An 11,303-nucleotide genomic window follows, 5' to 3' on the forward strand; every position below is an offset into this window, starting at 1 on the left:
ACCGGTACGGCGGGTGCCGGGCGCGTCAGCCCTCGCCCTCCCGTTCCGCGAGGAACCGCTCGAACTCCTGCCCGATCTCGTCGGCGGACGGGATCTCCACCGGCTCGGCCAGCATGTTGCCCCGGGTCTCGGCGCCGGCGGCGGCGTCGTACTGGTGCTCGAGGCCCTGGACGAGTGCGGTCAGCTCCTCGTCGCCCTCGCGGATCTGCCGGTCGATCTCGGTCTGCGTGCGGTGCGCGTCCGTGCGCAGCGCGTGGGCGACGCCGGGCAGCACCAGGCCGGTGGCGGCCGTGACGGCCTCCAGGACGGTCAGGGCGGCGTCCGGGTACGGCGAACGGGCGATGTAGTGCGGGACGTGCGCCGCGACGCCGAGGACGTCGTGTCCGGCCTCCATGAGGCGGTACTCGACGAGGGCCTCCGCGCTGCCGGGCACCTGGGCCTCCTCGAAGGGGCTGCGGTGGCCGGGAACGAGGTCGGTACGGTTGCCGTGCGGCGTCAGGCCCACCGGGCGGGTGTGCGGGACGCCCATGGGGATGCCGTGGAAGTTCACGGACAGCCGCACGCCGAGCCGTTCCACGATCTGCCGCACCGCGGCCGCGAAACGCTCCCACTCGACGTCCGGCTCGGGCCCGGACAGCAGCAGGAACGGGGCGCCGGTGGTGTCCTGGACGAGGTGCACCTCGATGGCCGGCGTCTCGTAGTCCGTCCAGCGGTCCCGCTGGAAGGTCAGCAGGGGGCGGCGGGCCCGGTAGTCCACGAGCCGGTCGTGGTCGAATCGCGCCACGAGCTGGTGAGGCAGTGAGTCGAGCAGCCGGTCGACGATCTGGTCGCCGGTCTCGCCCGCGTCGATGTATCCGTCGAAGTGGTAGAGCATGACAAGGCCGGCCGATTCCTGGGCGAGCGCCATGTCCACCACGGCGAGGCCCTTCGGCTCCCATGCGTACAAACCCTGCGGATCAAGCACTGTGACCGCTCCTCCTCGTGTTCCACCTCGACAACGCGCCCCGGAACAGGGACATTCCCGCGACACGCCGCCGGTCCGCGATCTCCTGCGGGACACCTTGACGCCTCGTCACCTGGTCCGTACCTTCACGGCCATCCGCGTTCACGTCGGCGTTGCCCGTTCACGTACCGGTACGACAGGAGAGCACTCATGGGTCTGCGCACGCCCCTCACCTCCCTGCTCGCCACGAGCCTCGCCGCCGGCGGTCTGCTCCTGGCCGGCGGTCCGGCCTGCGCCGCCACCGTCGAGGTCACGACCGCCGCCCAGCTGAAGACCGCGCTCGGCGCCGCCCGGCCCGGCGACACCATCCACCTGGCGGACGGCACCTACTCCGGCAACTTCAAGGCGACCGTGCCGGCCACGGCGGCGGCCCGCATCACCCTGACCGGCTCCCCCGGGGCGGTGCTCACCGCGGGCGGCGGCTACGGGCTGCACCTGAACGGCGCCTCGTACTGGACGGTCAGCGGCCTGACCGTGACCGGCGGCCAGAAGGGCATCATGATCGACGCGGCGCAGGGTGTCGTCGTGGACGGGGTCACGGTGCACGGCCTGGACATGGAGGGCGTGCACTTCCGCGCCTCCAGCACGGACGGCGTGCTCAGGAACTCCAGGATCTACGACACCGGGAACGACGGCAGGGGCATGGGCGAGGGCGTGTACGTGGGCACCGCGAACACGCTGTCCGACCACAGCGACCGCATCCGGATCCTGGACAACACGATCGGCCCGGACGTGGGCGGCGAGAACGTCGATATCAAGGAGGGCACGACCGGCGCGCAGATCATCGGCAACACCTTCGACGGCAGTGGTCTGACCGGCGCGAACTACGACGACTCCTGGGTGGACGTGAAGGGCAACGACGTCCTCGTCCAGGACAACACCGGCACCCGTACCGGCAACGACGGCTACCAGACCCACACCCAGCAGCCCGGCTGGGGCTGCGGCACGGTCTTCGAGGGCAACAGGTCGGACCTGACGGGCGCGACCGGCTCCACCCGGCTGGCGATCGACGTCACCAACGCCGGCGCGAACTGCCGGACGACGGTCTACGGCACGAACACGGTGACGGGCGGCAAGGGCCTGACCAACATCCCGGTGACGTCCTGAGGGGCGCGGGACCGCGCCTGCCGCGGGACGTCCGGACACGCCCGAGGGGCCGCACCCGGGAAGGTGCGGCCCCTCGGCCTGCTATCGGCTAAGCCCCAGCGGCTGCGTTCAGCTCTGGCCGCCGGCCAGCTTCTCGCGCAGCGCCGCCAGCGCCTCGTCCGAGGCCAGCGCACCGGAGGTGTCCGCGCCCTCGGAGGAGTACGAACCGCCACCGCCGGAGGCGGCCGGAGCCGCGGCCTCGCCGCCCTCGGCCGCGGCAGCGGCGTCGGCCTCGCGGGACTTGATGACCTGCTGCTGGTGCTGCTCGAAGCGGGACTGCGCCTCGGCGTACTGGCGCTCCCACTCCTCGCGCTGCTTCTCGTAGCCCTCGAGCCAGTCGTTGGTCTCGGGGTCGAAGCCCTCGGGGTAGATGTAGTTGCCCTGGTCGTCGTAGGACGCGGCCATGCCGTACAGGGTCGGGTCGAACTCGACCACCGACGGGTCGGTACCGAAGGCCTCGTTGGCCTGCTTCAGCGAGAGGCTGATGCGGCGACGCTCGAGGTCGATGTCGATGACCTTGACGAAGATCTCGTCGTTGACCTGGACGACCTGCTCCGGGATCTCCACGTGGCGCTCGGCCAGCTCGGAGATGTGGACCAGACCCTCGATGCCCTCGTCCACGCGGACGAACGCACCGAACGGAACCAGCTTCGTGACCTTGCCGGGCACGACCTGGCCGATCTGGTGGGTGCGGGCGAACTGCTGCCACGGGTCTTCCTGGGTCGCCTTCAGCGACAGGGAGACGCGCTCGCGGTCCATGTCGACGTCGAGGACCTCGACCGTGACCTCCTGGCCGACCTCGACGACCTCGGAGGGGTGGTCGATGTGCTTCCAGGACAGCTCGGAGACGTGGACCAGACCGTCGACGCCACCCAGGTCCACGAAGGCACCGAAGTTGACGATCGAGGAGACGACGCCGGAACGGACCTGACCCTTCTGGAGGGTCGTGAGGAACGTCTGGCGGACCTCGGACTGGGTCTGCTCCAGCCAGGCACGGCGGGACAGGACCACGTTGTTGCGGTTCTTGTCCAGCTCGATGATCTTGGCCTCGAGCTCCTTGCCCACGTAGGGCTGGAGGTCGCGGACGCGGCGCATCTCCACGAGGGAGGCCGGCAGGAAGCCACGGAGGCCGATGTCGAGGATGAGACCACCCTTGACGACCTCGATGACGGTACCGGTGACGATGCCGTCCTCTTCCTTGATCTTCTCGATCGTGCCCCAGGCACGCTCGTACTGGGCGCGCTTCTTCGAGAGGATCAGGCGGCCTTCCTTGTCCTCCTTCTGGAGAACAAGGGCCTCGATCTCGTCGCCGACCGCCACGACCTCGTTCGGGTCGACGTCGTGCTTGATCGAGAGCTCGCGGCTCGGGATGACACCTTCGGTCTTGTAACCGATGTCGAGCAGGACCTCGTCCCGGTCGACCTTCACGATGACGCCGTCGACGATGTCGCCGTCGTTGAAGTACTTGATCGTCTCGTCGATCGCCGCGAGGAAGGCTTCCTCGTTACCGATGTCGTTGACCGCTACCTGCGGGGTGGTGGCGGTGGTCTCGGTGCTGCTCGTCATGTGGGAAAGGGCTCCGGTACGGACATTGAAGTCGTAGGTACTGCTTACGCCGGGAGCCCGTTTCGCTCTGCAGAAGCCGGACAGCCAAGGAAGCGCCACTTGAGCACCGGATGCCCGGTGGCGCCTCGACAACCGAGGGGACATACAACAGATGCGAGCGCAGCCTGCTACGTCTGAGGAGCGCAGGCCCGCAGCGCAACTTGTAGCATACGGGGGCAGCCGGACAGGGTCAATGCGCGAAGGCGCCCACCTGGGGCGGATCGCCGTGTTTCCGGCGGAAGAAAGGGTCCGGCAGCCCGCGCGAGCCCGTGAGGATCCCCTCTGTTCGGGCCCCTCGGCGGGTTGGACGGAAGAGTACGACGAGGGAGCCGATCATCCAAGAGCCGGAAACGTACGATCCGCAGCCGTCCGGGGAGTCCGAGGCGGAGGCGACCCGGCGTGACGCGGACGTCACGGAGAGCACGCGGGCCAGCCGGAGCTGGTGGGACCGCAACGCCGACGAGTACCAGACCGAACACGGCGCGTTCCTCGGCGACGACCGCTTCGTCTGGGGTCCGGAGGGCCTGGACGAGGCGGAGGCCGGGCTGCTGGGCCCGCCCGGGGAGCTGAAGGGCAGGGAGGTCCTGGAGATCGGCGCGGGCGCGGCCCAGTGCGCGCGCTGGCTGGCCGCCCAGGGGGCGCGGCCGGTGGCCCTGGACCTCTCGCACCGCCAGCTCCAGCACGCCCTGCGGATCGGCGGGTCCTTCCCGCTGGTCTGCGCCGACGCCGGCGCGCTGCCCTTCGCGGACGGCGCCTTCGACCTGGCGTGCTCCGCGTACGGGGCGCTGCCGTTCGTGGCCGACCCGCGGCTGGTGCTGCGCGAGGTGCGCCGGGTGCTGCGGCCGGGCGGGCGGTTCGTGTTCTCGGTGACGCATCCGATCCGCTGGGCGTTCCCGGACGAGCCGGGTCCCGAGGGCCTGTCGGTGTCCGCGTCCTATTTCGACCGCACGCCCTACGTGGAGCAGGACGAGCAGGGCCGGGCGGTGTACGTGGAGCACCACCGGACACTGGGCGACCGGGTGCGGGACGTCGTGGCGTCCGGTTTCCGCCTGGTGGACCTGGTGGAGCCGGAGTGGCCGGGATGGAACACCACGGAGTGGGGCGGCTGGTCACCGCTGCGCGGGAACCTGATCCCGGGCACGGCGATCTTCGTGTGCGAGCGGGACTGAGCCGGCCGGACCCCTCGGCTGCGCTCCACGCGCGCGTGGACGCTCCGCGGAGGCGCACGCGCGCGTGGGGATACGTTTTCGCGTCGTACGACACTGGGGGCGTGATCCGTGACGACGCCCTGGACGCGCTGCCCGTGCGCTCCGCCCTGCCCGCCCTGACCGACGCGCTGGAGCACGGGGGGACCGCCGTCCTCGTGGCGCCGCCCGGCACCGGCAAGACGACGCTGGTGCCGCTCGTGCTGGCGGGGCTGGTCGGGGGCGGTCCCGCGCGGCGGGTCGTGGTGGCCGAGCCGCGGCGGATCGCGGTGCGCGCGGCGGCCCGGCGGATGGCGTGGCTGCTGCGCGAGCGGCCGGGCGGGAACGTCGGTTTCACGGTGCGCGGCGAGCGGGCCGTGGGCCGGCACACGCGCGTGGAGGTGGTGACGACCGGTGTCCTGCTCCAGCGGCTCCAGCGGGACCAGGAGCTGCCCGGGGTGGACGTGGTCGTGCTGGACGAGTGCCACGAGCGGCACCTGGACGCCGACACGGCGGCCGCGTTCCTGTGGGACGTCCGGCAGACGCTGCGGCCGGAGCTGCGGCTGGTGGCCGCGTCGGCGACCACGGACGCCGAGGGGTGGGCGCGGCTGCTCGGCGGGGCGCCGGTGGTCGAGGCGGCGGGTGTGGCGCACCCGGTGGAGGTGGTGTGGGCGCCGCCGGTCCGTCCGGTACGGCCGCCGCACGGGATGCGGGTGGATCCGGCGCTGACGGCCCATGTGGCGTCGGTGGTGCGGCGGGCGCTGGCCGAGCGGGACGGGGACGTGCTGTGTTTCCTGCCCGGCGTGGGTGAGATCGCGCGGGTGGCGGGCCTGCTGGGGGAACCGGACGGCATCGAGGTGCTCCAGGTGCACGGGCGGGCGCCGGCCGCGGTGCAGGAGGCGGTGCTGACGGCCGGCCGGGGGCGCCGGGTGGTGCTGGCGACGTCCGTGGCGGAGTCGTCGCTGACGGTGCCCGGGGTGCGGGTGGTGGTGGACTCCGGGCTGGCGCGGGAGCCGCGGGTGGACCACGCGCGCGGCCTGAGCGGGCTGACCACCGTACGGGCGTCGCGGGCGGCCGGCCGGCAGCGGGCGGGACGGGCCGGGCGGGAGGCGCCGGGCACGGTGTACCGGTGCTGGGCCGAGGCGGAGGACGGCCGGCTGCCGGCTTTCCCGGCGCCGGAGATCAAGGTGGCCGACCTGACCGCGTTCGCCCTCCAGACGGCCTGCTGGGGCGATCCGGACGCCTCCGGGCTGGCGCTGCTGGATCCGCCGCCGGCCGGGGCGATGGCGGCGGCGCGCTCCGCGCTGACCGCGGTGGGCGCGGTGGACGGCGCCGGCCGCGCCACGCGGACCGGTGCGCGGCTGGCCCGGCTGGGGCTGCACCCGCGGCTGGGGCGGGCGCTGCTGGACACGGGCGGGGACGGGGCCCCGGTCGTCGCGCTGCTCTCCGAGGAGGTGCCGCGGGAGTACGGCGACGACCTCGCGGCGGCTCTGCGGCGGGCCCGGCGCGGCGGTGACGGCTACGCGGCGCGGTGGGCGGCGGAGGTGCGGCGGCTGCGGGCCGGGTCGGCCGACGCCGCCGGTCCGCCCGCCCGTGACCGCCGGACGGACGGGCCGGCCGGGCCGGGTGCCGAAGACCCCGGGCCGGCCGGTGACGACCGGCTCGTCGGGCGCGTCGCCGCGCTCGCGTTTCCCGAGCGGGTCGCCAGGCTGGACGGCGGGTCGTACCTCATGGCGTCCGGGACCCGGGCCGGGCTCGCCGAGGGGTCCGGGCTGCGTGGGGCGCCCTGGATCGTCGTCGCCGTAGCCGACCGGCCCGCCGGGACGGGGCACGCGCGCGTGCGGCTCGGGGCCGCCGTGTCCGAGGAGGTGGCGGTCGCCGCCGCCGGCGCGCTGCTGTCGGAGCGGGACGAGGTGCGCTGGGCCGACGGGGACGTCGTGGCCCGGCGTGTGGAGCGGCTGGGGGCGGTCGAGCTGGCCGTGCGGCCGCTGCCAAACGCGGACCCGGCCCTCGTACGCGCCGCTCTCCTGGACGGGCTCCGGCAGGAGGGGCTCGGGCTGCTGCGCTGGTCGCGGGAGGCCGAGGTGCTGCGGCAGCGGCTGGCGTTCCTGCGGGCGCACCTCGGGGAGCCCTGGCCGGACGTGTCCGACGACGCGCTGCTCGCGCGCGTGGACGAGTGGCTGGAACCGGAGCTGGGCAGGGCGCGGCGGCGGGCCGATCTGGCCCGGACCGACGCCGGGCAGGCCCTCGGGCGGCTGCTGCCGTGGGCGGGCGGGGAGGCGGCCCGGCTGGCGGAGCTGGCGCCCGAGCGGATCACCGTGCCGAGCGGGTCCGCGGTCCGGATCGACTACCGGGATCCCGGGCGGCCGGTGCTCGCCGTCAAACTCCAGGAGATGTTCGGGCTGCGTCAGACGCCGGCCGTGGCGGGCGTGCCGCTGCTGGTGCATCTGCTCTCGCCCGCCGGGCGGCCGGCCGCCGTCACGGCGGATCTGGCCTCCTTCTGGCGGGACGGCTACCGGGCCGTGCGGGCGGAACTGCGCGGCCGGTACCCGAAGCATCCGTGGCCGGAGGACCCGGCGACGGCCGAGCCCACCCGGCACACCAACGCGCGGCTCAGGCGCTGACGCGCGAAGGCGCCCTTCCCGGGTGAGCGGGAAGGGCGCCCTGGTGTCGCGCGCGGCCTCAGGAGGAGGCGGACGGGTCCGGTGCGGACGGGTCCGGTGCGGGCGTCCCCGCGGACGCGGTGGGCGTCTGCGGCAGCGGGAGGGGGAGCCCGGTGGAGTCGCCGGTGGCCGCCACCGTCAGCGGCACCGTGAGCGTCGCGCCGCCCGTGGTGGTGATGCGGAGCAGGAAGGTGCCGGTGGTGTCGCCGGCGTACAGCTTGGGCAGCGTGAGCAGGCCCTTGGCGTCCGTCTGGAGGCCGGTGAGGGTGCGTACGGGCTTGCCGGCGGCGTCCTCGAAGTAGGGGCCCTTGTCGTTCGGCCGGGCGTCCAGGGCGGACCTGACCAGGGTGGCGGTGGCCGCGACCCGGTCGGCGACGGCGCCCTGGTACGTCGCCTTCGCCTGCACTTGTTCGGCGAACTCGCCGCCCGGGACGCAGGTCAGCGGGGTGTCGGTGGTACGGGTCAGGGTGTCGGCGGCGCGCGCGGTGACGGTCGCGGTGTAGTCGACGCCCTTGACCGTGCGGCCCACGACGGTCGCGGTGACCTTGAAGTCGCCCGTCTTCTCACCGGCCTGGAGCGCCGGGGTGAGCGCGAGGCCCTGGGCGTTCGTGGCGACCGTGGCCACGGTCTCGCCGCCCGCGAAGGTGGCGTCCGTGTCGCCGGTGATGGTGAACCGGACCCTGATCTTGGCGACGGACTTGCCGGCCTTGGTCTCGGCGCGGGTGCCGATCCGCTCGGTGAAGGCGTCGCCGGCCCTCGCGGTGAGCGGCTTCGTGCCCGCGTCCTCCAGGTGGTCCACCAGGTCGGTCTGGGTCGGCGGGCTGGTCGGCGGGACGGGCGGCTGCGGCGGCTTGGGTGTCTCCTTGCCGCCGTGGTCGCCGCCGTCCTTGCCGTCGGAAGGCTGGTGCGGCTTGTGCGGCGGGTGCGGCGTGGGGGCCGCCGGTCCGGTCGTCGGCGGGTGCGTGGGCAGCGGGGAGGCGGTGGGGCCGCCGTTCTCGTCGCTGCGGTGCCCGGGCACGCCGCCGGAGCCGTCGGGGACGGAGTGGGTGCCCTTGCGGTAGTACTCCATCCAGTTCAGGACCAGGTCGAGGTAGTCCTGCGAGTTGTTGTAGCTGAGGATCGCGCGGTGCAGGTCGGGCTCGTGGGCCAGGTCCCAGTCGTTGCGGCACAGGTAGTGGCCCGCGGCGAGCGCGGCGTCGTAGACGTTGTTGGGGTCCTTCTTGCCGTCCCCGTTGCCGTCGCGGCCGGCCCAGGCCCAGGTGGACGGGATGAACTGCATCGGTCCGACGGCCTGGTCGTAGGCGCTGTTGCTGTCGTAGGCGCCGCCGTCGGTGTCCGGGATGAGCGCGAAGCCGTTGCCGTCGAGCTGCGGGCCCAGGATGGGGCGCAGCGTCGTACCGCCGGCGTCGACCTGGCCGCCGCGGGCCTGGCCCGACTCGACGTTGCCGATGGCGGCGAGCAGCTGCCAGGGCAGGTTGCAGCCGGGCTTGGCGGTGCGCAGCTCCGCCGCGGCCTTCTGGTAGGCGTCCAGGACCGTCGCCGGGATGCCGGCCTCGCCGCCGCTCCGCGAGACGGACGTGCCGACGGCGGACGAGGGGCTGGGCTGAGGGCTGTGCAGCGGCGGAAGGTCCGTGTAGTAGGGCGAGTTGCCGGTGGCGTTGCCGTCGGAGTCCGCCACGGAGGCCGTCGACGCGCCCGCCGTCGCGGGTCTTTCGTCCTCGCCGGCCACTCCTGGAGCCTGGGAGGCGGAGAGAGCCGCGACCGCCGCCGCGGCCACCGCGGTGGTCGCCGCTCCCTTCCGCAGCCGACTGCCGAAATGCGCCGCCATAGAGTGAACCCCTCCCGTGGACGCCCTGCGCCCGTCTGCGTCTTCGACTGCCTCGCTCTGGTCTGACGGTTGACCCGGTGCTCTGGTTGCCCCTTGTTCCGTTTTTTCCGTCCGTGCGACGCGGGTACGACCGTAGCGCGCGCAAGGGGACGCAGGTGACCCTACGACAACTTGCTGTGGACACGCACCGGTTGGCACCCGGATTTCACCGGCCGGCCGCCGGTTGGCCGACTGTCGTCGGCACACGCGCCCGCAGATGTCCTCCCGCATACTGGGCGCACCTGGTCACCGGCGCCGGAGAAGGGGCCGCCGCACGCTCTGGAGGCCCTGTTGCCGTTCACACTCAGCCATGCGGCGGCCGTGCTGCCCGCGATCCGCCGGGAGGGGAGCGGCCGGGGCCGGCTGGTGCCCGTGGCGCTCGTCACGGGCTCCTTCGCGCCCGACTTGCCCTACTACGCGGCCGGCTTCCTGCCGGGCGGCATGGAATTCGGCACGGTCACGCACGCGTTCACCGGGGTCGCCACCGTCGACGCGGTCCTCGCCTGTGCCCTGGCCGGGCTGTGGCTGCTGGTCCGGGACCCGTTGCTGGCCCTGCTCCCGGCGGCCCGGCGGGGACGGCCGGCCGCGCTGCTGCGCCGTGGTGCGCCCCGCGCACGCGGGCGGGCCGCGGCGGCGGGCTGGTGGTACGGCTCCGCGGTGCTCGGCGCGCTCACCCATGTGGTGTGGGACGCGTTCACCCATCACGACCGGTGGGGTACGCGGCTGGTGCCGGCCCTGGGGCGTGACCGGCTCGCGGGTGTGCCGCTGTTCACCTGGTCGCAGTACGGGTCGTCGCTGGCGGGGGCCGTGCTGATCGTGGCGTTCGTGGCGCGGGCGCTGCGGCGGGCGCCGGACGCGGTGCCGGCGGGGCTGCCGGTGCTGTCGGTGCGGGACCGGTGGTGGGCGCTCGCGGTGATCGGGGGCTGCGCGCTGGCCGGGGCGGTGCAGCGGACGGCGCACCAGCGGCAGCGGGGAGGCGCGGGCGGGGGCCTGTGGGAGCTGGTGCCCACCCTGTGCTTCGGGGTGGGCGCCGGGATGGTCCTGGGACTGCTGGTCTACGCCGTGGGGGTCAGGGTCTGGCGTCCGGCCCCTGGTCCCGTGGATCGCGGGGCTGAAGGGGCTCATGGGGCTCGCGGGGACCACGGGCGTCGCGGGGACCGCCAGGATCGCGGGGATCGCGCGGCTCACGGGCGTCGCGGGGAGGCTGCGGAGGCTGTCGGTGATGCGGGCCGGGAGCAGTCGGCCGCTCGGCGAGGGACACCACGAAGACCGTGAGTTCGGGGCGGGGGCGGGATCGGGGGATCAGGGTGAGGGCGAGGGCGAGATAGCCGCGGGCCAGGTCGTGCCACTGACGCCAGTCGGGCCGGCGGACGGGGCGGCGGGCGAGCCCGCGTCCGAGGCGTCTGGCGACGCTGCGGACGGTCGTGGGCAGGTCGGCCGGGATGCGGGCGGTGCTTGCGTCGGCCGCGAGGGCCGGAATCGGGGCGGCGGGCACGGTCTGCGCCGGGGCGGCGGCCGCCCAGGCCGCGGCGGCTGCCTCGGGCGTCCGGCGGTGAAGCATGCGTATACCCATGCCCGCAGTGTTGCGGCTGCGGGGGGTGGGGGGCGTTTTGGCGGGGGCCACGAGAGTGACGGGCTCGGCGGGGATCCGGCCCGGAGTCCGGCGCGGGAGCGGTGGGGCGCCTGGGATCGGTGCGGGTGGGCCGGGCGCTGGCGCCGGGAGGGCGTGGCGGGGGGTGTCCCGTTATCTTCTTCGCGGTCCTGCAAGAGGGCCGCTGGCCTCCGGGCCCGGCATGACTGTTGCCCCCTGTCGATCGGATGACCTGGGGGGTGGT

General features: G+C 74.0%; 7 protein-coding genes. 4 read left to right on the top strand and 3 right to left on the bottom strand.

The window, feature by feature from the left end:
* Positions 1–25 precede the first annotated feature (25 nt).
* The gene (locus ACH4OA_RS32855) at positions 26–964 is read right to left on the bottom strand and encodes a PAC2 family protein (RefSeq protein ID WP_365877071.1); all 939 of its coding nucleotides are present in this window, start codon (positions 962–964) and stop codon (positions 26–28) included.
* A gap of 189 nt (positions 965–1,153) precedes the next feature.
* Between ACH4OA_RS32855 and ACH4OA_RS32860 the strand changes: the two genes are divergently transcribed.
* Positions 1,154–2,110 carry a right-handed parallel beta-helix repeat-containing protein gene (locus tag ACH4OA_RS32860; protein ID WP_397940733.1) on the top strand — a complete coding sequence of 319 codons (957 nt, stop codon included), beginning with the start codon at positions 1,154–1,156 and terminating at the stop codon, positions 2,108–2,110.
* 108 nt (positions 2,111–2,218) lie between these two features.
* Here the strand turns inward: ACH4OA_RS32860 and rpsA are convergent, their stop codons facing one another.
* Positions 2,219–3,715 (bottom strand): 30S ribosomal protein S1, encoded by a 1,497-nt coding sequence (rpsA, locus tag ACH4OA_RS32865; RefSeq protein WP_397940731.1) that lies wholly within the window; start codon positions 3,713–3,715, stop codon positions 2,219–2,221.
* A 371-nt stretch (positions 3,716–4,086) separates the two neighbouring features.
* On the opposite strand from rpsA, the gene ACH4OA_RS32870 reads away from it, so the two are divergent.
* Both ACH4OA_RS32870 and hrpB read left to right on the top strand, forming a co-directional pair.
* Entirely contained in the window at positions 4,087–4,923 is an 837-nt protein-coding gene (locus ACH4OA_RS32870) for a class I SAM-dependent methyltransferase (protein WP_397940811.1), read from the top strand.
* A gap of 101 nt (positions 4,924–5,024) precedes the next feature.
* Positions 5,025–7,562, top strand: a complete 2,538-nt coding sequence (gene hrpB, locus ACH4OA_RS32875; protein WP_397973026.1) for an ATP-dependent helicase HrpB — start codon at positions 5,025–5,027, stop codon at positions 7,560–7,562.
* Between the two features lie 58 nt (positions 7,563–7,620).
* On the opposite strand, the gene ACH4OA_RS32880 is transcribed toward hrpB, so the two are convergent.
* On the bottom strand, positions 7,621–9,429 hold the full coding sequence (locus ACH4OA_RS32880) for a lytic transglycosylase domain-containing protein (protein WP_397973029.1): 1,809 nt from the start codon (positions 9,427–9,429) through the stop codon (positions 7,621–7,623).
* Positions 9,430–9,759: 330 nt separating this feature from the next.
* On the opposite strand from ACH4OA_RS32880, the gene ACH4OA_RS32885 reads away from it, so the two are divergent.
* Entirely contained in the window at positions 9,760–10,743 is a 984-nt protein-coding gene (locus tag ACH4OA_RS32885) for a DUF4184 family protein (RefSeq protein WP_397973031.1), read from the top strand.
* The last annotated feature ends 560 nt before the right edge of the window (positions 10,744–11,303 follow it).

It is taken from the genome of Streptomyces sp. NPDC017095 (genome assembly GCF_044332325.1).
GTDB lineage: Bacteria > Actinomycetota > Actinomycetes > Streptomycetales > Streptomycetaceae > Streptomyces.

Bases quoted from the DNA above. Each gene is read 5' to 3' on its own strand.
- ACH4OA_RS32860 (WP_397940733.1), top strand. From the start codon at position 1,154: ATGGGTCTGCGCACGCCCCTCACCTCCCTGCTCGCCACGAGCCTCGCC.
- rpsA (WP_397940731.1), bottom strand. From the start codon at position 3,715: ATGACGAGCAGCACCGAGACCACCGCCACCACCCCGCAGGTAGCGGTC.
- ACH4OA_RS32880 (WP_397973029.1), bottom strand. From the start codon at position 9,429: ATGGCGGCGCATTTCGGCAGTCGGCTGCGGAAGGGAGCGGCGACCACC.